Here is a 22,205-nt window from a genome sequence, read left to right as displayed (position 1 = left end):
ATATGGATTTGTTTTCTTCGAATAAAACCGAAAATAATAAGATTAAAGTCACGGACGCCGTTCGCGACCGGATTCCTGACGGGCTCTTTTTGGCCTGCCCATACTGTGGCACGCAGATTTACAACAAGCAGCTCGGGGACTTTCGCGTTTGTCCAAACTGTGACTATGGTTTCCGCCTCCAAGCCCGTGAACGCGTTGCCCTTTTCGCGACGGACTTTACCGAGTTTGATGCGGATTTGACCATTGATCAGACGGACTTTCCTGGTTACCAGGGCAAGCTCGACCGGGCCAAGAAGCAAACGGATATGAACGAGTCTGTTTTGACTGGAACGGGCAAGATTGACGGCCAGGCAGTGGCATTGGGTATCATGGATTCATACTTCATGATGGGTTCCCTTGGTTCAAAGACCGGTGAAAAGATCACCCGACTCTTTGAATACGCCACCGCACACCGCTTACCGGTCGTGCTCTTTACCGCTTCTGGTGGTGCCAGAATGCAGGAGGGGATTAACTCCCTCATGCAGATGGCCAAGGTTTCTGGGGCAGTCGCTGCCCACCAAGAAGCCGGCTTGTTGTACCTGGTTGTCTTGACCGACCCAACGACCGGTGGCGTTACCGCTTCCTTTGCCATGCAGGGGGACATTACCCTTGCCGAACCACACGCCTTGGTCGGCTTTGCCGGCGCTCGTGTGATTGAATCGACGATTCACGAAAAGTTGCCAAAGGACTTTCAGCGGGTGGAAACGCTCTTGGAAAACGGTTTTGTTGACAAGATTGTGCCCCGTCAGGAACTGACGAAGGTGATTGGCCAACTTGTTGCCTTGCACCAGGGGGAGGTTGCCGATGTTTGAGTTTGTCAAAACCATCTTTAAAAAGGATGTGAACCCAGCCGAGGTCGTGAAAAAGTCGCGTGAGGATCGCTTCATGGCCCGTGAATTAATCAACGGCTTGGTTTCCGACTTTATCGAATTGCATGGGGACCGTTTGTCGGCCGATGACGCTTCTGTCATTGGTGGAATTGGTCGCTTGAAGGACCAGGCCGTAACCGTCATTGCCATCGATAAGGGAACGGACATCAACGATAAGTTGTCCAAGCGCAACGGGTCACCACAGCCATGGGGTTACCGAAAGGCCCAACGCTTGATGAAGCAGGCGGCCAAGTTTAATCGCCCAATCATTACCCTGATTAACACCCCCGGCGCCTTTCCAGGAATGGAAGCCGAGGCCCAGGGACAGGGTGAAGCGATTGCCCAATCGATTCTCGAATCAATGAAGTTGACCGTGCCAATGATTGCCATCATCTATGGTGAGGGTGGTTCTGGTGGTGCCTTGGCCTTGGCCACGGCCGACCAGGTTTGGATGTTTGAAAACGCCACCTATTCGATTTTGTCACCCGAAGGCTTCGCCTCCATTTTGTGGAAGGATGCCAAGCGGGCGGACGAAGCGGCCGGCATCATGGGGATTACCCCTGCCGACTTGTTAGAAAAGCAGGTTATTGACCTGGTAATTCCAGAAGGACGGCACCACGCCAAGATCTTTGAGGGCATGAAAAACAAGCTCGACCAAGAGTTTAAAGCCATGCAGAAAATGTCTGGACGTGAACTGGTTGAAGCACGGCGGGCCCGTTACCGTAAATTCTAATTCGTGATTGCGCTTTAGTAAGCGTAGTGACTTTGCTATAATAGTGCTAAGGAGACCACTCCTTAGCGCTTTTATTTTGGGCTCGTCTTGGAATTCGACAGGCTGTTACGAGCGCTAGCTGCATTCCGCCATCCGGGCGTAAAGCGGGCAGACTATTTAACTGCAAAAAACAATAACTCTTACGCTGTCGCTGCCTAAAAACCAGTGATACGTGGGCATGATCGTTAGGCTAACATGGTGATCTTGCTCTTATAAATGGTTAGCTCGGGTGCCTGACGATGTCGGCGCCAGGTTCCTTAAATCAATTCGATCCCAGCCAGAGTCAAGTTCTGGACAATGGCTGCTCTGGTTGCGGTAACAATGATTGCCCTATGAATGTAGACGCTAGCGTGGCGGGCGGTTTGGACAGGGGTTCGACTCCCCTCGGGTCCATAGCAGGTAAAAAGGCCAACAACAGTATTTGTAAGTACTGCTGTTGGACCTTTTTTTATAGCAAGAAAAGTTAAGAAAATGAAGATAAATGATTCTTCTGGAATTTGATGACAAAATAAAAAAGCCTAATGGCTTAGCTGTTATTACTCTGTTTCTTTTCGTTTTGTTTCTTTTGAACGTATAATCCAAGCGGAATTCCAACACCTAATCCAATCGCAATAATAACGAGACCAGGTACGCTGAACAATACGCCAAACACATCAGCGATAAACGATATAACTAACGCGGCGATGTACAAAATAATTAACCATGGAATCCATTCCGTCCAAAGTTTCCAAGTTATCCAAAACAAAATTATAAAAATCGCTGTAAATCCAATAAATACCATTATTTTTCTAACTTCCTTTCCAGCCTATCCAGCTTGTCGTTAATCTCGGTAAGTTTTTTATTTAGTTCTTCGTCTGATTTGTCTGCCTGTTGCTGTGTGAAGAATGATGTCACGGTACTGGTTATCGTTCCAATCAATCCGATACCAACAAACATCAATACAATAGCAACACCGCGGCCAATTGCAGTAGTGGGCGATATGTCGCCATATCCGACTGTTGTAGCCGTTACGATGGCCCACCATAAGGCGTTACCATATGAAACATTTTCGGCCAATGAATAGACACCTGCCGACATTAAGATAAGCACAACCGCAAAGGACATTAGATAGATGAATCCGTTTGTATTGATGAACTTAGCCACGTTTCGCTTGAATCGTCCAGCGAATCCAACAATACGGACAAACTTCAACAACTTTAAAAGGCGAATTGTTCGAGCGATTCGGAACATCGAAAATACCGAATCAAAGGGAATAATTGCTAACAGGTCGAAAACGTTTGACTTAACGAACTGCCACTTATTTTTTGACCTGGTTAATCTTGCGATGTAATCAATCCAGAAGAATAACAAGATGAACTTATCAATTAAAAAATAGGGTTCTTTGTTGATTGATATTAGTTCGCCAATATCTAGTCCGGCTAAAGCAACAGATACGATAGCGAATGTAAATACGGTTGCGTAGTATAGTTTTTTCATTCCTGTACCTTTATATTGCTCCCAATTTTATTCATCAGCCCTATAATTAACATACTAGCATAGTTTGAAAAATATCTAACTTACGTTCCTGTAACAGCACTTTTATCCTTATCGATATAAATCGATTCCACCACCGTTTTCTTTTTAAAAATTGCTTCCTAATTGCCTGTCAAAAGTGGTACACTATCCAGCAATAGAAGAAAGGTCGGTCGTAAATGTTTCTCTTTTCATTAATTATTCTCTGCATTTTCGCCATTGCGTTTTGCTTTTTGTTTTTGACTTGGATGCCAACGATTCTTTTTTGGCTACTCCTACTCCTGATTGTGCTCTTCCTCTTCACCCACATCATCCCAATCTTGATTATCATTGCCATCATCTGGGGGATTTCTTACTACCGCCGTCGACAGCGAACGGACAGGGTTGACCAGGCCTTTCAGCAAGCTACTGCGGGGCCTCGGGACGTTAACGAGGACTCACAGAAAACTGCGTCCCATGCGCCAAACAAGGTACACAGCCGCTCGCTGGAACGGGTGCAGGCTGACTTTGAAGAAAAGAAGGCCTTAAACCTTGGGGATGGTCTCTGGATCGATCAGGCCGGCCAGGAGCTGCTGTTGGTTACAGATGGTGAGCAAAAGTCAGGCTATCTACGAGCCTCTTTTTCAGACATTAGCACTTACTTTACAAAGTTTGAATCGGATTACAGCCAAACCTTTGCCATTCACTTTGATGGCATGGCAGAGCAGGACTTTGCCAACGTGACCCTGTCAAAGCAGGAAAATGAATTGCTGGGACAGAGTCCGGCGGCCTACTTAGCCTCCTTGCTTTCCCGCTACGGTGTGCCATTGAAAAAGAATTGATTGAAAGTTAGACAGAACCTAAGGGTTCTGTTTTTTTGTGCAAAGTTCGGGATTTTGCTTTGTTTTCTTTTTATTGATTAAAACGTTCGGGCCTAGTGCTGAAAAAAGGAACAAAGCTTCTTGTTGAATGACAGGAAATAAGCGATAATTTAATTAAGACGAACGATAAAATGATATTTATAGTTTAATTCGATTAAAAACGAATGTTCTTTATCGTTTTCTGTTAATAATTGAAAAAATGATGACTGGTCGGAATTTAACGCTTCGACTAAGCGTTGGACGGACGCAATCACTAGTGAAGAGGACAGTATGACTGCAAATAAGGGAAACATCGAACTGACGAAGGTTTCAAAAGTCTATCCAAACGGGGTAGTCGGCTTGAAGGATATCAACCTAAAGATTAACCGTGGCGAATTTGTCATGATTGTGGGTCTGTCAGGTTCCGGTAAGTCGACTTTGCTACGGGCCATCAACCGCTTGCATGACGTCAGTGAAGGGCAAATCCTGATTGACGGGCAAGACATTACCAAAGCCAGTGGCGACAAGCTCCACAAAATCCGCCGTTCGGCCGCCATGATTTTTCAAAACTACAACCTCGTGAAGACCTCTTCGGTTTACCGAAACGTTATGTCCGGCCGGGTTGGCTACTACCCAGCCTGGAAGGGGGCCTTGGGCCTTTTTACCAAAGAAGATCAGGAATTGGCTGCGGCCAACCTGGACCGGGTCAACCTCTTGGATAAGTACTACGTCAAGGCCCGTGACCTTTCCGGTGGCCAGCAGCAACGTGTCGGTATCGCCCGTGCGCTGATGCAGGAACCTTCCGTGATTTTGGCTGATGAACCGGTATCAGGCTTGGATCCAAAAACGACCAAAGTCGTCATGAACGACTTGAAGAAGCTGAATGAAGAAGACGGGATGACGATCATCTTGAACGTCCACTCGATTGGCCTAGCCCTGAAGTACGCCAGCCGAATCGTTGGCTTGAAGAACGGTCAAATCGTCTACGACAAGCCAATTGCAGAAGTCGACAAGCGGGACTTTAAGGAAATTTACCGAGAAGCTGGGGATGACAGCAGCGATGCGGCAGACGATGCGGAGGAAGCGTGATGAAAGAGTCCATTCCAAAACGACCCTTTGTCAAAGAGTGGCATTTAGTCGGTTTTACAATCTTTTTGCTCCTGGTCTTTGCCGTGATTTTATCGGCACAGGCGGCCGGGGTTGGGCAGGACTTTTCAGCCGATCAATTCTTTGATCTCTGGGTGAAGATGGCCAATCCGGACTGGTCTTATTTGCCAGACATTTTGACACCGCTGGTGCAAACCATTCAAATGGCCATTGTCGGGACTTTAATTGGCTGTGTGGCCGCCATTCCCTTTGCCCTGCTGTCCGCTTCCAACATTGTTAAAAACGGCTTTGTTCGCGGGATCATCCGCTTTATCATGAACCTGATTCGTTCAATCCCGGAAATGCTTCTAGCCGCACTCTTTGTGGCCGTTGTTGGAATCGGTGCCCTGTCTGGTGTTTGCGCTCTGTCCGTCTTCTCTTTTGGGATGATGTTTAAGCTGCTGTACGAAGCCATTGAAACGGTCGATCAGGGGCCGATTGAAGCCATGCGTGCTGCTGGTGGTAAGCAAAGCCAGGTCGTGGTCTTTGCCGTGATTCCTCAGGTTTTGAACCAGTACCTGTCCTTTTTCCTCTATACATTGGAAATCAACGTGCGTTCTTCGGCCGTTCTTGGCTATCTGGGAGCCGGTGGAATTGGGCTTTACTTGAACACGACACTTGAGATGTTCCGCTATGACCGGACGTCGATCGTTATTTTGGCCATTTTAGTCGTGGTAGTTTTCGTTGATGCCCTGTCGAATAAGCTCCGGGAGGCCTTGTCATGATGGTTAAAAAACGTTCTTTCTACCAACAAAGTCGCCCCTGGCTGATTGCCGCAATCGTCTTGATTGTCATTGTCTGGGCCTTTTCTGGCCTGCAGTTTGCTGGCGTTAAGGATTCTGCTGGCCAGATTCTTGGCTCGATTTTCTCCGGACTCTTCCATCCCGATTGGTCCTATGTCTATTCTGGCCACGGTGAGGATTTGCTCTCCGCTCTTTTGGAGACGCTGGCGATTGCCTTTCTGGGGACGATTATTTCCTCCTTCATTGCCGTTCCCTTCGCCTTTTGGGCGGCCCACACGACCAAGAAGTTTTCCCTTCGGTCAACGTCCGGTAAGTTCGTCCTGACCGTGATTCGGGTATTCCCGGAGCTGGTCTTGGCGATTATGTTCATTAAAGCCGTTGGTCCCGGCGCCTTTGCCGGTGTCTTGGCCATGGGCTTGCACTCGATTGGCATGATGGGGAAGCTCTTTTCCGAGGCAATTGAAAACATCGACCGGGGCCCGGAAGAAGCGATTGTGGCGGCCGGCGGGAACCTTTTGGACGCCCTTTCCTGGGCGACTTTGCCATCGGTTTTGCCGGAATTCATTAACTTCACCCTCTACCGCTTTGAAATCGCGGTCCGTTCCGCTTCGATTCTTGGAATCGTTGGGGCCGGCGGAGTCGGTGCACCCCTGATTTTTGCGCTCTCAACGCGTTCCTGGTCACGGGTCGGCATCATCTTGATTGGAATCGTCGTGATGGTGACCGCCATTGACTGGTTGTCCGGGACCATCCGTCGCCATTTGCTGAAATAAGGATTAAAAAAAGCAGGCGACCAACTGGCCACCTGCTTTTTGACTGGAGAAGCACATGAAATTACAGGTCTTATCAACCTCTGATAGCCACACCTTCTGGTGGGCCAACAACATCATTGATCAGCAAACATCCGCGCCCTACGGCCTTTTTAGAGCGGCCTCGGCCCTATCTGTGATTGAGGGCTTGGCCCGGACCGAAGGCGACTTTGTCATCAAAGTCGAGAATGGCGATTTTATACAGGGATCGCCTCTTGGTGCTTATTTGGCCAAGCAGGCACCGGAAATGGCGGACATCCTAAGGAAAATCCCTGAGGAAATTGGCTACGATGTCCGGGTTCTCGGGAACCACGAATTTAACTATGGCCGCAAATACCTAGAGGGGCTGCTGGCCCATGATGAGACTTTGTTAAACGCCAACGTTTTAGACGCCGTCAGCAACCAGCCCTTCATTGGCCAAGCCTATCGAATCTTCGAAAAGAAGGGCAAGAAGGTGGCCGTGATTGGTCTGACGACCAAGTACGTCCCCAATCGGGAGCAGCCGGCAAACATTGAAGGACTCTACTTCGACGATCCGGTCAAAGTCGCCCGGAAACTGGTGAAGAAACTGAGCAAGAGGGTGGATGCTGTCGTCATTGCCTACCACGGCGGCTTTTCCCGGAATCTAAGCACTGACGCCTTGCTAGAAGCCGAAACGGGTGAAAATCAGGGTAACGAGCTGCTGAAAATTCCTGGTGTCTCCGCCCTAGTAACCGGTCACCAGCACCGTTGGATTGCCGGTGTATACGACGGTGTTCCAGTTAGCCAACCTGGCTACCGAGCAGAGGCGATTGGTCAGTTGACGGTGGAATTGGATGATCAAGGAGAAGGGGTAGAGGCGGCGGACAACTTTAGCGAGAATGAAGCGGTTGCTGATGCCTGGGATGCCAAGCTGCCGGCAGCACGGCTGGTCAAAACCGACGACTGGCCGGAGAGTGCTCGTTATGTGAGCGAGCTGGCAGCGTTGCAGGTGGCCATGGACGAATGGTTGGACGAAGAAGTTGGCCGGTTAGGAGTGGATCTGACTTTGGCGGATGTGGCTCAGGCTAGGCAGACCGGGCATGGTTTTGTGGATTTAATCAACCAGGTCCAATTGGCGGCCACTGGGGCCGATTTAGCAGCCACTGCTCTTTTCAACGATGAGATGCCCGGCTTTTTGAAAAAAGTCAGTCGGCGGCAGCTACTGGGTAACTACCCCTTCCCCAATACCCTGGTAACCATTGCGTTGACCGGCGCTCAGGTGAAGGAGGCCTTGGAGGTCAATGCCGGCTACTTTGACCTTGAAAACGGCCAGGTTAGCGTTAACAAGTCCTATTCTTATCCGAAGAAGCAGGACTATAACTATGACCTTTGGGCGGGTTTGAATTACCGCTTTGACTTGACGAAGCCGCTTGGCCAACGGGTCAGAGTCGAGGATGTTGCTGGGCAGCCCTTTGACTTGAAAAGGACGTATCGGGTCGCGGTGAATAACTACCGGGCCACCGGGGCGGGCAATCCCGTCTTTGCAAAGGGAAAGATCCTGGAGCGCGGTAAGTGTCCCTTGACGACTTTGATTGCCGATTTTTTGAAGGAGCACGAGGGCTTTGTTCCTGAAAAGCAGGGCAATTTCCATCTAGATGTTTAAAAAGAAAAAAGTCATTGAACACAGTTCAACGACTTTTTAATTTAGGATTTTTTGCTCAGTTTCTTATCGAGGAAGTAGAAGGCATAGCCAAAGAGCAGGAAGAAGAGGGTCAGACCAATCACGAAGACGGCGACCATTCCCCAGCCAATCAGGTTGGCGTCAATGAAGAAGTAGGGATAGTGGTGACCGTTAACGGGATAAACGATGCCAAACTGTGCCGCAACAACCGTGAAGGCGTAGTAGACCAGGGGAATGAGCAACCAGTAGAGCGGTGCCTTGAAAGAAAAACGGCCCTTTTGATCAAAGAAGTACCAATCGAGAATGGTCATGACGGGTACCACCAGGTGAACCAGGTAGGTGCCGACATAGTCGAGTAAAGAGGTCATGTGAAAGGAATAGGGTGCGAGAACGCCCCAGTAAATGACCATGGTCACCGTGATGGCCAGGGTAACGGCCCCCTTGATGTTCTGGTTCAAGGCACGGCCGGCCTGGCTAAGGGCGAAGGCAAAGTAGGCGATGCAGAGAATGTTTGAAAGGGTCGTGTAGTAGAGAAACATGGCCGGCTTGAGTTCCGTGTTGATGGCCACACCAACGAGGCCGATGAGAACGAGGGCCAGTCGGTAAATGAAAACTTTTTTGCTTTTAGTCATCTTCTTTTCCTTTAAATATGTAAATTTAATTCGTATGAAAAATTGGCATGTATAAGTATACAACGTTTTGCAGAAAAAAGCCCAGCAGCCAAAACTATAACCGCTTTTGCATATAGCAGATTTCGTGTTTGATTTTAATTTAATTTAACCTTGGTATGCTTTTTTCTGTTTCTGCGACATATTCGTAATACTATGTGTTATATTGTAATAGTTTGTTTTATTTGAGTTGCTTACAGGCGTCATTTATACACAAGCAGCTCCTCAAGTGAAAGGGAGCCAAGCACATGAACATTTTAATTATTCAGGGTCATCCGGATGATCAGTCCTTTACGCATGCCAACGCCTTGCACAGTTATGAAACGCTGCGCAACGACAGCATGAACGTTCAGGTGATTGATTTAGCCCTGGTCGACTTTGATCCGGTCCTCCGTTATGGCTACCGTCTGCACATGCAGGACCGGGCCTTTATCGAACAGGCCCAGCAGAAGATTGCCTGGGCCGACCACATCTGTTTCTTCTTCCCCGTTTGGTGGGGAGCGGAGCCTTCCGTTTTGAAGGGGTTGTTGGACCGGACGTTGACGCCAGGCTTTGCCTACGAACGGAAGGGGCCTTTACGAGTGAAGGGCTTCTTGAAGGGCAAGGAGGCGTCCTTATACATGACGGCCGATGATCCAGCCTACTACCACAAGCGTTATGGTGGGGTTGTTTCCCGCTGGCGAAAGGACATTTTAGGCCTTTCTGGAATCAAGCTGGTGAAAACCATGATCATGGGCGGTGCCCGCTGGGTAGTTGATCAAGAAAAGCGTCTCGATTACATGGAACGTTGCAGCCAACAAATTCAGGCCTATGCCTACAAAGACCTTGAAAAACCAATGGTTGAATAAGCGGTTTTCCAGTTATTTAATCGTTAAAAAAGCGGTACCCTCAATTGAGGGTACCGCTTTTCTTTATGGCTTACATTTGTTGGTAAAAACTGTGTCGGTATTGACTGGAGAAGGAGGAGACGGGGGTGCTCTCCTTTTCAAAGCTGGCTTGCTGACGAGCGGTCAGCGAGCGGGGTCTTTCGGCCGTTCGGTTTGTTTCCTGTCTTTGACCGGTTGCCCTTAGTACGCCGGTTTCCCGTTCAATGTGAAAGAGCGGGCGGGCCTTGACTTCGGTGAAGACTTTACCAATGTAGGTGCCAATGACGCCAATGGCAATTAGGTTCAGTCCACCCAGCAACCAGATGGAAATCATGAGTGAGGACCAGCCGGCAGTGGGGTTGCCAATTAACTTCTCGATAATCGTGTAGGCAATTTCGATTCCAGCAATTGATGAAACGACTAGCCCAAGATTGAACAGCAGCTTAATCGGTTTGACCGAAAAGGAAGTGATGCCGTCAATGGCGAAGTTTAGCATCTTTTTTAGTGGATACTTGGAGGTGCCGGCCTCGCGCTTGGCCCGTTCGTAGTAAACTTCACCGGACGGATAGCCGAGCAGGGGAACCATGGCCCGGAGGAAGAGGTTCTTTTCCGGCATGGCGAGCAGGGCTTCCACCGCGACTTTTGACATGAGGCGAAAGTCGGCGTGGTTGGGAACCAGTTCGACGCCAAGCCAACCGGCCAAGCGGTAGAAGGCGAGGGCGGAGTTCTTTTTGAACCAGGAATCCGTTTCGCGTGAAGAACGAACGGCGTGGACAATTTCCTTGCCTGCTAAATACTGATCGACCATTTGCCCGATGATTTCCGGACTGTCCTGCAAGTCGGCATCGAGCGTGATGGTGATGTCGGCCAACTTGATTGCTTCTTGAAGGCCGGCAATTAGAGCCGGTTGGTGACCGTAGTTGCGTGACAGCTTGACGGTGAGAATGTCTTCGTTTAGCTGTTCTTGCTCTTCCATGATCGAAAAGGTCTGGTCTTTTGACCCATCATCGACAATCAAGATGAAGGAGCCGGTTGCGATCTTGTTTTCTTGAATCAAATCGGCCTTGATTTGCTCGAGTTTTGAAAGCGTGTGTACCAGCATTTCCTCTTCGTTATAGGCGGGGAGGATGAGTGCTAGCTTTGGTGCTTGTCTTCTTTCTGCAATCATGACGAACTCCTTTCAAGGGTTTTCTTACTTAGCAGCAGAGGAGAGATCATAGAGGGTTGAGTTGCCAGAACCGCCCATGCCGCCCATTTGCATGCCAGTTGATTGACTGCTGCTCTTCGATGAGCTGTAGCTGACTTTGGTGCCGTTTTTCTTGACCCAGGAAAGGATCTTTGAGATATCACCCGTCGATGCCTTGGTGTTGCCGATAACGAAGTAACGGAGTTGACCACTTTTGACAAGCTTTTTGAATTGAGCCAAAGTCATGGTAGGATCCGTACCGTTATAGCCACCGATTGCCATGACGGCCTTCTTTGACTTGATGATGTAGCCAGAAGCCGAGTTGGAATCCGTTGTGGCAAAGAGGTACTTTGCTGATCCTTGGTGCTTTTCGGTATAGGCAAGCAATTCGGAATCAACGGAACCACCCATGTCGGACGAGCCCTTCGAAGAAAGAAGGGATGGGTTGGCGTTTGGAATGGCTGCTGACGTGTGGGACAGCGTTGGGGTCAAGGCCCAGAATCCGGAGAGAAGGGCGACCACGATGATGGAGAGCACAATCTTTAGCTTGGTTGCGATGATCTTGTTCACGAACCAAAGGCCGGCAACGGCTAGGCCAAGCAAGACGATGATAACGCTTGCCAGAGGGTAGTAGGACCAAGCGTAGTAGGCCTGGAGAGCGGTTGTTGCGACAATTGTGACGGCGAGCAAGGCCTTTGCAATCATTCCTTGCTTTTCTCCGCCTTCTTTGACCATCTTCGCAATGGCAACGGCACCAATGGCCGTCAAGGCTGCGATAGCCGGTGCCAACATGATGGTGTAGTAAGGGTGGAAGAAGGAGGCCACGGAGAAGAATCCGTAGACTGGGACAAACCAGCCGGCCCAGAGGAGGACGTCGGACTGTTCTTCTGAAATGCTGTACCACTTGCCGCCCTTCTTACGGAAGGCCCACCAACCAGCGCCCATTCCGAGGAAGGCGAATGGTAGGAACCAACCGATTTGAGAGCCAAGATCGGACTGGAAGAGGCGGAATGGTCCGGCAGAACCAATAGCGAAGGCTGAGTTGCCACCGCCGGTCATGCCGCCTTTACCGCCCTTGCCTGGGTTACCCATCTTACCGTTAGGCTTGGTGCCGCTTGGGCCACCCTTCTTTGAACCGGAAGGCTTGGTACCCGTTGGGGCACCGTTCTTAGCGCCCGTTTGACCTTGGCCAGTTGGCGCAGTACCGGTTGGTGCATTGCCGGTTGGCGCATTACCAGTCGGAGCATTACCAGTGGTGCCGGTGCCCGTTGGTGCGGCCTTACTGTTGTTCTTTGTTCCGCCTGGCTTAGTACCGGCCGGTGCAGCGCCGTTGCCAGCAGTCTTCTTCGAAGACTTGCCCATGCCGCCAAAGGTACCACCAGTTCCAGAAGTCTGTCCCAGCAGTCGTTCGGTTCCGTTGTAGCCAAAGGCCAACTCCATCAAGGAGTTGGTTTGAGAAGAACCAATGTAGGGACGACTCGTTGAGGAAGCGGAGTCAACTGCTGCCGGGTAAGCAACGGTAAAGATACCAAGGGAGGCCATGGCTGCCAGGAGCCAGAGGACTTTTTTCTTCCAGGGAAGCTTGATGGCCACCCAGTAGAAGACGAGCATGGCAGGCAAGATCATGAAGGCCTGGAGCATTTTGATGTTAAAGGCGATGCCGACCAGGGCAAAGGCGATTAAGACGAGCCAGAACTTCTTTTTGGAAACGGCCTTTGTTAGGGTGTAGACCGCTAAGAGCAAGAAGAAGACCAGAATGGCATCCATGTTGTTGGTCCGCGAGTTAGCCACGACCGTCGGTGTTAACGTCATGACCAGGGCGGCCAAGCGGCCTGCCCATGGGCCAAACTTTGGTGTAATCAGCTTGTAGAGCAGAGCGACCGATCCGATTCCCGCCAAGACGGAGGGAAGGACGATCGACCAGCCGTGAACGCCGAAGACTTTTGCCGAAAGGGCCATGAACCAGAGGGCGATTGGGGGCTTATCAACGGTGATAAAGCCGGCCGGATCAAAAGCCCCGTACCAGAAATTATGCCAGGATTGGACCATGGAGGTAATCGCGGCGGTATAGTAGGAGTTGGCTGAACCGGCGTCCCAGATTCCCCAGCCGTATAAGAAGGCGGCGAGGGCTAGAATGCCGATTAAGTACCAATCCATTTTTTTCAAAGACAGTTTTTTCATCAAACTTGCCTCCTTCAATAGGATAAATATAGTTTAAATTGGAATGCCTATATTAAAATTAAATGAGTTTCAAACGAAGATTAAATTTTTAGGCCCCGGGGATGCTTTGGCGACGCTCTTTAATAAGGAAAAGTGATTTTTTCTTTGTTAAGGACTGTCCACCCATTCAAAAGAAAAAGAAGTTCCCCCTAAAGGAACCTCTTTTTAATTGCGTATCTGTTCGCCGGCTGCTGTCTTAGCCAAACCAGCGGTTTTCAATGGTCTTCATGTAGCCGTCCTTTTCCAACTTGGCCAGTTGCTCATTGACCTTCTTTTGCAGGGTCTTGTCGCCCTTACGGAAGCCAACGACAAAGTCGGAGGTGTCGAACTGACCGGTGATGATGTTGTAGTTATCGGCCGTTCCCTGTTGCTTAATAAAGTAGCGGGCGTAGTCTTCATCGACCAAGATGCCGTCGATGCGGTCGTTGTTCAAGTCGGTAAAGGCCTTATCGAAGGTATCATAGCCCACGGCCGTCTGGTTCTTGATGTACTGCTTTAAGACTTTTGGTTGGTCAGCCAGCGCTGATTCTGCCGAGGACTGCGTTTGCAAGCCAAGGGTCTTGTCCTTCATGTCCGAGTACTTGGTGATGCCCGATGACTTTTTGGTAATCAGGGCGATCGGTGCCTTGTGGTAGGAAGTCGAGAAGTTGACTTTTTTAGCACGCTCTGCCGTCTTGGTGTAGCCGTTCCAGATGGCATCGATCTTACCGGTCTTTAATTCGGTTTCCTTCATGGACCAGTCGATGGGTTGCCAGTTGACTTTGATGCCCAGGTTTGCAAAGACCTTGTCTGCCAGGTCAATATCAAAGCCGACGATCTTCCCGTTGGCATCACGGAAGCCCATTGGGGCGAAGGTGTCATCAAGTCCGATGGTGATGGTCTTCTTCTGTTCAATCTTCTTCCATTGGTCCTTGTTTTCCCCCTTGCCCGGTCCGGCGAAGGTGTAGGTCAGACCGGCCACCAGGGCGACAATGATTAAGGCAAAGAGCCCGTTAATAATGGTTTTCTTGCGATTGCTTTTTTTCATGAAATCCTCTTCTTATTTGAAAGTACTGTATGCTAGGTCGGAGTATAAATGATGGCTATGATGTAAGTTGGACCATCCATGCTTTTCTAGTCCGCCAAAGCGGCTGGTCAGGATTTGCTTCTTTTCTGCCATCTTTAGTCCTCCTTTTCAAATAAAAAAACCCCCTAAGCAGCAATGCTTAGAGGGCGAATGTTCGCGGTCCCACCTCATGGTTGTGACAGGATTTCTCCTGACACCTCAAAACGTTTACACGTTTAGTTGGGTAACGGCAACTAGTCGATGCGGGCTACTTGATTCACACGCACACTCGCAGGTGTGGTTCGCTTTCGTTCCATTACTGACTTTTCAGCAGCCGTCAGCTCTCTTTGAATGGATTGGAAGTTACTCTCCTGTTCAACGTTTTAATTTTCATTTATTATATGTCATCTCATTTTTTAATGCAAGTTTAATCTTTTGACAAATGAAAAAGTCGCCTCCGCAAGGAGACGACTTTTTAAGCTTAATCCTTTTGCTGTAACTTCGCGTGACGAATACTGTAAGTGAAGTAGACGAAGAAGCCGATGGCCAACCAAATCGAAACTGAAATCTGGGTCACGCGTGGCAGCATGAAGATGAAGAGAATCGAGCAGGAGCCGGCCAGAATTGGCAGGAATGGGTACCAAGGCATTTTGAAGCCCGTGTTTTTAATGTCCTTGCGACGGCGGAGCTTAATGATCCCAAAGGAGATGAAAGCAAAGGCAATCAGTGTACCGGCGTTAATCAGTGACGCTAGTTCGCTCAGCGGTACCAGTCCGGCAAAGACGGCTTGAACAATCGTAGCCACGATGATGGCCTTTTCGGGCACACCGTACTTCTTTGACACCGTTCCCATGGCCTTTGGCAGCAGGCCGTCACGACCCAGTGCGTAAACCAGACGGGATCCACCGATGAACATGGTTGTCATGGCGGTAAAGATACCAAAGAGGGCACCGACCGTAATCAGCTTGTTAAACATGGACAGGTGGATGACCTGCATGGCAAAGGCGGCTGGATCATCGACACCCAGTTGCTTGTAGTTGACGATTCCAGTCAAGACGAATGAAAAAGTCACGTACATAACAACAGCGATGGCAACCGTCCCCAGGATTCCCTTGATGACGTTCTTACCGGGATCGATGGTTTCGGCTGAGTTGGCAGCCAGGGCATCGAAGCCGATGAAGGCGAAGAAGACCGTAGCGGCTGCCGTCAGGATACCACCCATACCGAAGAGCCCGCTGTGGAATTCGGCTGGGTAGAATGGCGTGTAGTTATCGGACTTGATGTAAAAGGCCCCAACGACGATGAAGAGAATGATGATGGCGACTTTGACAACCACGGCAAAGTTTTCGACCTTGGTTGAAAGGGCGGAACCCTTCATCAGGATGGCGGCGATAATCAAGACGATGAGAACGGCCGTGATGTTAATCACGCCCCCTTCCATCGGCCCGGCCTGCAAAGCCTTTGGCAGGGTGATGCCAACTGCCGAGAGCAGGTTGTTGTTAAAGTAGGCGGCAAAGCCGGTGGCTTCCGCGGAAACCGCTAAGAAGTACTCCAGGATTAAAGACCAGCCCAAAATCCAACCGACGATTTCACCGTAGACCACTGAGCCGAAGGAGTAGGCGGAGCCGGCAACGGGCATGGCTGACGAAAATTCAGCGTAGGCCATGCCGACCAAACCGGAAACCAGGGCGGCCAACAAGAAGGCGATGGCAACGGCTGGGCCGGCGTGAGTGGCGGCTTCGTTACCTGGCAGAATGAAAATTCCAGTCCCGATAACGGCTCCGATTCCAAGGCCAATCAAGTCCTTTGTGCGGAGCGTTTTCTTTAGCTTTGCGTCAGCTTGCATGTAGGAGCTGACGGATTCCTTTTTGAAAATGTCCATAAGTCAATCTCAAACTTCCTTTATTGATACTATCTAGCATAGTTGATACACTATGATAAGTAAAATTAATAAATGAAATCTATATATAAGGAAAAACGATACAATGAACCGTTTGCTCGTTCTCGAAACAATCATTCAATTAAAGTCCTTTACCAAGGCCGCCGAGGTGCTTGGTTACACCCAGTCATCCGTCTCCCAAATGGTGGCTGGCCTGGAAAAGGAATTCGGCATCCAGATTTTGAAGCGCTCGCGAACGGGCGTGTCGTTGACGCCCGAGGGAGAAGAAATCTACCCCTACATTGTGCAGGCCCTGCGCCAGTACCAGGCACTGCAAGAACGGGCCGCATCATTAAAGGGCCTTGAAACCGGAACGGTTCGAATCGGGGCCATTACCTCGGTTTCTTGTTACTGGCTGCCCCCACTTTTTAAGGCCTTTCAGGAAAAGTACCCAAACATCGAATTTGTCTTACAGCAGGGAGACTTTGGGATGATTGTCGACTGGTTAAAACGGGGCGAAATCGACTTTGGCTTAATGACTTCGGAGTACGGGGATGGTTTGAATAAAGTCGTCTTACACGAGACCGAGATGAAGGCCTACCTACCAAGCAAGCACCCGCTTGCTAAGCTGGACAAGGTGCCGATTGAAAAGATGCAAGACGATCCCTTTATCCTGGTCGAAGGAGGGGGCTATTCCGAACCACTGGCCGCCTTTGAAAAAGCCGGGGCCAAGGCGGACGTCCGCTACCGCATCCAAGATGACTACACCATCATGGCCATGGTGGAGGCGGGGCTTGGCATTGCCATTCTGTCTGAATTGGTTGGGACACGAACCGACTTTGACGTGGTGGAAAAGTCCGTTGTCCCAGCGGTCAAACGACCGGTCGCCGTTGTCTACCGGGATAAGGAGACCCTGCCCATTGCTAGTCAGCACTTCATTGACTTTATGATCGAACATGAAAAAGATTTGATGTAAGTAAAAAAGCGACCGTTTGGTCGCTTTTATTTTTCATCAACGAAGAAGGCGTCGGGTAAGAAGTTGGTCACGATGTTCGCCATCTCGCTGGGCGATTCTGGTGCGTCTCGTTTCAACCATTCAAAAAGTATGGACGGTAAGGCCCCGGTGAAAAAGGGGATGAGGTAGGGCTCGTTCCAGGGGAGTTCGTCGGGCGTTCGACCGTTGTTAGCGGTGTCTCGAAAATAATTAAAGATATAGGCAGAAAGGCCACTGTTAAAGAGAAGTAAAAAACGCTCTTTTTGGCCGCGGAAAAAGACGAAAATGTCAGTTAAATCCGATTGGACGTCTATTCGAGTCCAGGAAAACTGTTTTGATTGCTGTCGTCGCTCGTTAACGAGTTCTTCTAGATAGTAATTTAAAATGTCTTCCTTACTATCAAAGTTTCGGTAATAGGAAGTCCGGCCAACACCGGCCGTCTTAATTAAGGAAGCAATCCGGATTTCTGAAAAGGGGTGTTCTTCTAATTCCTTAAAAAGGCCGTCAACGATTTGTTCTTTGACACGTGCGTTTTCTTGCTGACCGTAGTTCATGGCAATGCTCCTCGTTCTTCTTAGATACATTGTACCAGATATTTTTTAAGTGGAACATATTGACACAGTTAAAAATCCTGGTAAACTATATTCTGTTATTAAGTGGTACAAAATGTACCATATTAAGGAGAATACTTATGGAAACAAAACCAACCTATAACCGTGGGCTTGTTTTGGCAGTCATGTTGATTGCGGCCATTGCCGGTGCGTTAATGCAGACTTCTCTTGGAACGGCTTTGCCAACCTTGATGAAGGCCTTCGACATTGATCTCTCAACTGCCCAACAAGCCACCACTTGGTTCCTGCTCGCAAACGGAATGATGGTCCCACTGTCAGCCTACTTAGCCAAAAAGGTCAAGACCAAGACCCTGCACGTTGTCGCTTACATCATGCTGCTGGCCGGTGTCTTGATTTCAATGTTCACGCCTGAAAACGCGGATTCATGGTGGATCTTCGTGGCTGGACGAATTTTGGCCGCCATTGCCGTTGGAATCATGATGCCCCTTTTGCAAATCGTGATTGTCAACATGTACGGTCAAAAGGAACGTGGGGCAGCCATGGGAATGATGGGGCTGGTTGTCGGAATGGCCCCAGCCATTGGCCCTACCTTGACCGGTTGGATCCTGGATAAGGACCACAGCTTCCTTGGCTTGACTTTGTCAGCCCACTGGCAGTCCATCTTCGTCATTCCGGCCATCATCTTGGCCATCGCCGTGGTCTTGGCACCCATCATGATGAAAAACGTGGTGCCAAACCAAGAAGTTAGCCTCGATATCTTGTCGCTCGTGCTTTCAACGGTCGGCTTTGGCTTCTTCCTCTGGGGATTCACGAACGTTGCCACTGCTGGTTGGGGTGACTTTGGTGAAGTGATTGCGCCAATTATTGTTGGTGTGGCCTTCCTGCTCGTCTTTGTCTGGCGTCAATTGAAGTTGGACGTACCGTTCTTGGACGTTCGTGTCTTCAAGGTAAAGTCATTTACGATTCCAACGATTGCCTTGATTTTGGCGATGATGGCCATGTTCGGTGTTGAAATGATGTTGCCAACTTACCTGCAAAACGTTCGGGGCATGTCAGCCTTGCACTCTGGTTTGACTTTGATGTGGGGAGCGCTCTTCATGGGCTTCTTGTCACCAGTTGCCGGTGTTTTGTACAACAAGTTCGGTGTCAAGTTGCTCTCATTTGTTGGTTTCGGTCTCCTCTTTGTGGGAACCCTACCCTACATCTTCTTGACGGCCGAAACGCCTACCATCATCGTGACGGTGCTCTACGCCATCCGAATGGCTGGTGTGGCCTTGACTTTGATGCCGTTGACGACTGCTGCCATGTCCGCTTTGCCTGATGAAAAGGCATCGGATGCAACGGCTGCCAACAACACGCTGCGTCAGGTTTCAACCTCCATTGTTGTTGCCCTCATGACTTCTGTTGTTCAAAACATCATCAACAACCAAACGCCAGGTAAGGCGTTGAAGTTGTCTGATCCAATTGCCTATGCAAGCAAAGTCTTGAACGCATCGCTTGATGGTTTCCGAGCTGCCTTTGCCATCTCATTGGCCTTTGCAGTGATTGGCTTTGTCATCACTTTCTTCATTAAGAACCAAAAGGAGGCCAAGTAATGTTAATTTGGATTATCGCGCTACTTGCCGTACTGACCATGGTGTCCCTCTTCGCCCTTAAAATGAAGAGCTTGAAGATGATCTTTGGTGGCCTCTTTGCCATCTTGACGCTTGCTGCTTCTGGTATGCTTGCCGCCAACATGAACAGCCACTACGGAATGGAAAAGACGACCACAACGACTACCAAGCAGGTTTACTCAATCCTGCCTGCCCAGTCACCGGTCAGTGCCGTTGCGGTAAAGAAGATTGGTTCTGATAACTATGTCTTGGTTTACAAGGATGCCGCAACCGATGCACAGGGTAGCACACACTTTGTACCAAACACCAAGAAGGTTGTTGAAGCGGTCAAGCAACGGGCCACTTATCAAAAGGGAAACGTCACCACTGCAGAAGTGAAGACGAAGACCGTTAAGTGGACCTACAAGTCTGACTTCTACAAGTTCTTGTTTAAGCAAAAGGATGAAGACAACATTGTTTCTGTTCGCCACACGTTGATCGTGCCAAACACTTGGCGGGTTGTGGAAAAGTAATTGGATTTTATTGATTTATAAAAAGGACCTCGTGATAACTGGTGTACGCGAGGTCCTTTTTTACTTGCTAAATCCCTGACTTCTCATTTATTTATGACAATAAAAAAGGAGACCAGAAGGTCTCCTTTTTGACTTTTTAAGCTTCTGGTTTAACCAAGAAGTTTTCTTCGAAGTTACCATTCAAGGCGTTTTCAAAGTTCTTGTATGAGATGGAAATCATGTCGTGCAAGGCGTTTTCCGTGTAGGAACCAATGTGTGGCGTCACCACAACCTTTGGATAGAGCGCCTGGAATTCGGCCATGATGGAACCCTTTTCCTGCAAGGCTTCTGGCTTGACCTGTCCGAAGTAAGCACGTTCGTTTGAAATCACGTCCGTGGCAAAGCCCTTGATGTCGCCGGCCTTAACGGCTGCGATAATGGCTTCTTCATCCGTAATTTCGGCACGGGCCGTGTTAACCAAGACAGCCGATGACTTCATCAGCTTCAGCTGGTCAGCAGCGAAGAACTGGTCGTTTGAACCCTTGAAGTAAGGCACGTGCAAGGAAACGATGTCGGCTTCCTTCAACAAGTCTTCCATGGATGCATATGTCAGGATGTCTTCGATGCCATCCTTCGGGTATGGGTCGTAACCCAGCACCTTGGCGCCAACACCCTTCCAAAGCTTAGCTTCGGCCAAACCAATCTTACCGGTACCCAAGATACCAACCGTCAAGGATTGGAATTCAGGAACGAAGGAAGCGGGGTTTGGACGGAAGTCGCCTTCTTCTGATGAAGCAACGGCCCCGGCCAAGTTGCGGTTTTGCATGATACCCAAGCCAAAGGCCAAGTCGGCCACGGCGTATGGGGAATATGCTGGCACGTAGGCCACGATTTGACCGTTTGCCTTGGCAGCGTCCAAATCGATGTGGTTGTAACCAACCGTCCGAGTGAAGACATACTTGATGCCCCATTCAGCCATTTGGTCCAGGTTTTGCTTGTCGGCCACGTTGTTGGCACGGAGCAAAACACCGTCAAAGCCCTTGACCAAGTCGATGTTGTCATGGGTCAGGTTTTCGGACTTGTAGGTCATTTCGAAGCCTTCTTTGTTCAAGGCATCGAAGTGGGGAACTTCGTTATCACGAGTTCCAAAAGAAATAATCTTAAAAGCCATGTTGGCCTCCTTAGCGATTCTACTGAGTCAAATTTTATAGTTTACTTAAAGAGTGACAGGTCGCCCAAGAGTTGCACGATGATGATCCAGAATGGGATGGCCACCGTTGCAAAGATGGTTGAGATGAGTGACGTGTTTGACGCCATCAATGACTGGCGGTTGAAGGCCATGGCGTAGTTAACAGCCACTGTGGCAACCGGCGTTGCCATCATGATGACCATGGTTGCCAAGGCAATGTGGTCAACGGGCAGGATGCCGGCAGCAGAAGTCACAACAACGAGCAAAATCATGATGACTGGTACGATGACGACTTTGTTAAAGGAGTAGTACCAAGCCGTCTTGTTCTTCAAGGCTTCGCCGAATGACATCTGAGCCAAGTTGGCACCGATAGCCAACCAAGCAAGTGGTGAGGCCAATGATGACAAAGTCTTGAACCATGAGTTCAACCATGGCAAAGTCGCATCGATCCGGTAGAAGGCGACGCTCTTAGCCACCGTCTTACCAGTCGTGGCGTTTGTTACGTGAGCCACAACTTGTGGTGCGGCGTTTTGGGCCAACCAAAGGATCAACCCAAGGAAAGTCGCAATGACGATTGGGTTCAAGAACATCTTCTTGATGTGTTCACCCTTCAATTGCTGACCGGACATCTTGATGTAAGCGTATGAGTACAAGAAGATACGGTAACCGATGTTAAAGATGGACGAGTACATGATTCCCTTGGCACCGTAAACGGCCCCAACGATTGGCATTCCGAAGAAGGTCGTTGAACCAAAGGCCGTCAAAACACCCAGGACGTCACGTTCGTCCTTGTCGTACTTCACGTACAAGAAGGGCATCGTCACGATCAAGATGATGTAGATCAAAATTCCCCAAACCAAGACGCTCATGCCCTGGTTTAGTGTCTTCTGGTTCAAATCGGCCATAAATGACGTGAAGGCCAAAAGTGGCAAAGCAACCGTCATCGTTACCGTTGTTAAGGACTTAACAGCCCCTTCCTTCAAACGGTCCGTCTTGCGCAACCAGTAACCAAGCAAAATCGTACCAATCGTAGCAACGATGGCACCGATAATGGAGGCGTTAGTCACGACTTTTTGAATTGAATCTGCGATGTTCATAAAAGTCTCCTATC

Annotated in this window: 21 protein-coding genes, 1 other RNA gene and 1 other annotated feature; of the genes, 12 read left to right on the top strand and 10 right to left on the bottom strand. The window is 49.4% G+C overall.

The window, feature by feature from the left end:
* The first annotated feature begins 2 nt into the window (after positions 1-2).
* The 3 genes from accD (at position 3) to ssrA (ending at position 2,076) form a co-directional block, all read left to right on the top strand.
* Positions 3-851, top strand: a complete 849-nt coding sequence (gene accD / locus G6R28_RS04645; protein ID WP_213793075.1) for an acetyl-CoA carboxylase, carboxyltransferase subunit beta — start codon at positions 3-5, stop codon at positions 849-851.
* Positions 844-1,641 (top strand): carboxyltransferase subunit alpha, encoded by a 798-nt coding sequence (accA, locus tag G6R28_RS04640; protein ID WP_213793074.1) that lies wholly within the window; start codon positions 844-846, stop codon positions 1,639-1,641. The genes accD and accA overlap by 8 nt, the downstream gene beginning before the upstream one ends.
* Before the next feature lie 78 nt (positions 1,642-1,719).
* Positions 1,720-2,076, top strand: a transfer-messenger RNA (tmRNA) gene (gene ssrA, locus G6R28_RS04635).
* Positions 2,077-2,206: 130 nt separating this feature from the next.
* On the opposite strand, the gene G6R28_RS04630 is transcribed toward ssrA, so the two are convergent.
* Together G6R28_RS04630 and G6R28_RS04625 are read right to left on the bottom strand one after the other, a co-directional pair.
* Positions 2,207-2,461: a hypothetical protein gene (locus G6R28_RS04630; RefSeq protein WP_213793073.1), complete on the bottom strand. Its 255-nt coding sequence runs from the start codon at positions 2,459-2,461 to the stop codon at positions 2,207-2,209.
* Positions 2,461-3,156, bottom strand: a complete 696-nt coding sequence (locus G6R28_RS04625; RefSeq protein WP_213793072.1) for a potassium channel family protein — start codon at positions 3,154-3,156, stop codon at positions 2,461-2,463. The genes G6R28_RS04630 and G6R28_RS04625 overlap by 1 nt, the downstream gene beginning before the upstream one ends.
* A 284-nt stretch (positions 3,157-3,440) precedes the next feature.
* Between G6R28_RS04625 and G6R28_RS04620 the strand changes: the two genes are divergently transcribed.
* From G6R28_RS04620 to G6R28_RS04600, 5 genes are all read left to right on the top strand, one after another.
* Positions 3,441-4,013: a hypothetical protein gene (locus tag G6R28_RS04620; protein ID WP_213793071.1), complete on the top strand. Its 573-nt coding sequence runs from the start codon at positions 3,441-3,443 to the stop codon at positions 4,011-4,013.
* A 309-nt stretch (positions 4,014-4,322) separates the two neighbouring features.
* Complete coding sequence (gene phnC, locus G6R28_RS04615; RefSeq protein ID WP_213793070.1) at positions 4,323-5,120, top strand: phosphonate ABC transporter ATP-binding protein; 798 nt, start codon at positions 4,323-4,325, stop codon at positions 5,118-5,120.
* Positions 5,120-5,902, top strand: coding sequence for a phosphonate ABC transporter, permease protein PhnE (gene phnE, locus G6R28_RS04610; RefSeq protein WP_213793069.1), 783 nt, complete (start codon positions 5,120-5,122; stop codon positions 5,900-5,902). Before phnC ends, phnE (G6R28_RS04610) begins: the two co-directional genes overlap by 1 nt.
* Entirely contained in the window at positions 5,899-6,693 is a 795-nt protein-coding gene (gene phnE / locus G6R28_RS04605; RefSeq protein ID WP_213793068.1) for a phosphonate ABC transporter, permease protein PhnE, read from the top strand. Before phnE (G6R28_RS04610) ends, phnE (G6R28_RS04605) begins: the two co-directional genes overlap by 4 nt.
* Before the next feature lie 55 nt (positions 6,694-6,748).
* Positions 6,749-8,353, top strand: coding sequence for a bifunctional metallophosphatase/5'-nucleotidase (locus G6R28_RS04600; protein WP_213793067.1), 1,605 nt, complete (start codon positions 6,749-6,751; stop codon positions 8,351-8,353).
* Positions 8,354-8,394: 41 nt separating this feature from the next.
* On the opposite strand, the gene G6R28_RS04595 is transcribed toward G6R28_RS04600, so the two are convergent.
* Positions 8,395-9,003: a Pr6Pr family membrane protein gene (locus G6R28_RS04595; protein WP_213793066.1), complete on the bottom strand. Its 609-nt coding sequence runs from the start codon at positions 9,001-9,003 to the stop codon at positions 8,395-8,397.
* Positions 9,004-9,287: 284 nt separating this feature from the next.
* Here G6R28_RS04595 and G6R28_RS04590 point away from each other — a divergent pair, with 284 nt between their 5' ends.
* The gene (locus G6R28_RS04590) at positions 9,288-9,887 is read left to right on the top strand and encodes an NAD(P)H-dependent oxidoreductase (protein ID WP_213793065.1); all 600 of its coding nucleotides are present in this window, start codon (positions 9,288-9,290) and stop codon (positions 9,885-9,887) included.
* Positions 9,888-9,957: 70 nt separating this feature from the next.
* Here G6R28_RS04590 and G6R28_RS04585 read toward each other — a convergent pair whose 3' ends face one another.
* The 4 genes from G6R28_RS04585 to G6R28_RS04570 all read right to left on the bottom strand — a co-directional run bounded on the left by G6R28_RS04585 (position 9,958) and on the right by G6R28_RS04570 (position 16,238).
* On the bottom strand, positions 9,958-11,073 hold the full coding sequence (locus tag G6R28_RS04585) for a glycosyltransferase family 2 protein (protein ID WP_213793064.1): 1,116 nt from the start codon (positions 11,071-11,073) through the stop codon (positions 9,958-9,960).
* A 24-nt stretch (positions 11,074-11,097) separates the two neighbouring features.
* Positions 11,098-13,272: an ArnT family glycosyltransferase gene (locus tag G6R28_RS04580; protein WP_213793063.1), complete on the bottom strand. Its 2,175-nt coding sequence runs from the start codon at positions 13,270-13,272 to the stop codon at positions 11,098-11,100.
* Between the two features lie 235 nt (positions 13,273-13,507).
* Entirely contained in the window at positions 13,508-14,338 is an 831-nt protein-coding gene (locus G6R28_RS04575; protein WP_213793062.1) for an amino acid ABC transporter substrate-binding protein, read from the bottom strand.
* A gap of 178 nt (positions 14,339-14,516) precedes the next feature.
* Positions 14,517-14,744, bottom strand: a binding site (T-box leader).
* A gap of 93 nt (positions 14,745-14,837) precedes the next feature.
* Positions 14,838-16,238 carry an APC family permease gene (locus G6R28_RS04570; protein WP_213793061.1) on the bottom strand — a complete coding sequence of 467 codons (1,401 nt, stop codon included), beginning with the start codon at positions 16,236-16,238 and terminating at the stop codon, positions 14,838-14,840.
* A 103-nt stretch (positions 16,239-16,341) separates the two neighbouring features.
* Between G6R28_RS04570 and G6R28_RS04565 the strand changes: the two genes are divergently transcribed.
* Positions 16,342-17,211 carry a LysR family transcriptional regulator gene (locus G6R28_RS04565; RefSeq protein WP_213793060.1) on the top strand — a complete coding sequence of 290 codons (870 nt, stop codon included), beginning with the start codon at positions 16,342-16,344 and terminating at the stop codon, positions 17,209-17,211.
* Positions 17,212-17,237: 26 nt separating this feature from the next.
* On the opposite strand, the gene G6R28_RS04560 is transcribed toward G6R28_RS04565, so the two are convergent.
* Entirely contained in the window at positions 17,238-17,783 is a 546-nt protein-coding gene (locus G6R28_RS04560; RefSeq protein ID WP_213793059.1) for a TetR/AcrR family transcriptional regulator, read from the bottom strand.
* A gap of 137 nt (positions 17,784-17,920) precedes the next feature.
* Here G6R28_RS04560 and G6R28_RS04555 point away from each other — a divergent pair, with 137 nt between their 5' ends.
* A complete protein-coding gene (locus tag G6R28_RS04555) occupies positions 17,921-19,396 on the top strand; it encodes a DHA2 family efflux MFS transporter permease subunit (RefSeq protein WP_213793058.1) in 1,476 nt (491 codons plus the stop codon).
* Positions 19,396-19,926 (top strand): DUF4811 domain-containing protein, encoded by a 531-nt coding sequence (locus G6R28_RS04550; protein ID WP_213793057.1) that lies wholly within the window; start codon positions 19,396-19,398, stop codon positions 19,924-19,926. The genes G6R28_RS04555 and G6R28_RS04550 overlap by 1 nt, the downstream gene beginning before the upstream one ends.
* Positions 19,927-20,062: 136 nt before the next feature.
* Here G6R28_RS04550 and G6R28_RS04545 read toward each other — a convergent pair whose 3' ends face one another.
* Positions 20,063-21,076 (bottom strand): NAD(P)-dependent oxidoreductase, encoded by a 1,014-nt coding sequence (locus G6R28_RS04545; RefSeq protein ID WP_213793056.1) that lies wholly within the window; start codon positions 21,074-21,076, stop codon positions 20,063-20,065.
* A gap of 41 nt (positions 21,077-21,117) precedes the next feature.
* Positions 21,118-22,191 carry an AEC family transporter gene (locus G6R28_RS04540; RefSeq protein ID WP_213793055.1) on the bottom strand — a complete coding sequence of 358 codons (1,074 nt, stop codon included), beginning with the start codon at positions 22,189-22,191 and terminating at the stop codon, positions 21,118-21,120.
* Positions 22,192-22,205: the final 14 nt, after the last annotated feature.

The sequence above is a fragment of the Fructobacillus papyrifericola genome, assembly GCF_018437235.1.
GTDB classification, from domain to species: Bacteria; Bacillota; Bacilli; order Lactobacillales; family Lactobacillaceae; genus Fructobacillus; species Fructobacillus papyrifericola.
The sequence above is the reverse complement of the archived record's forward strand: the minus strand, read 5'-3'. Positions and strand labels throughout refer to the sequence as shown.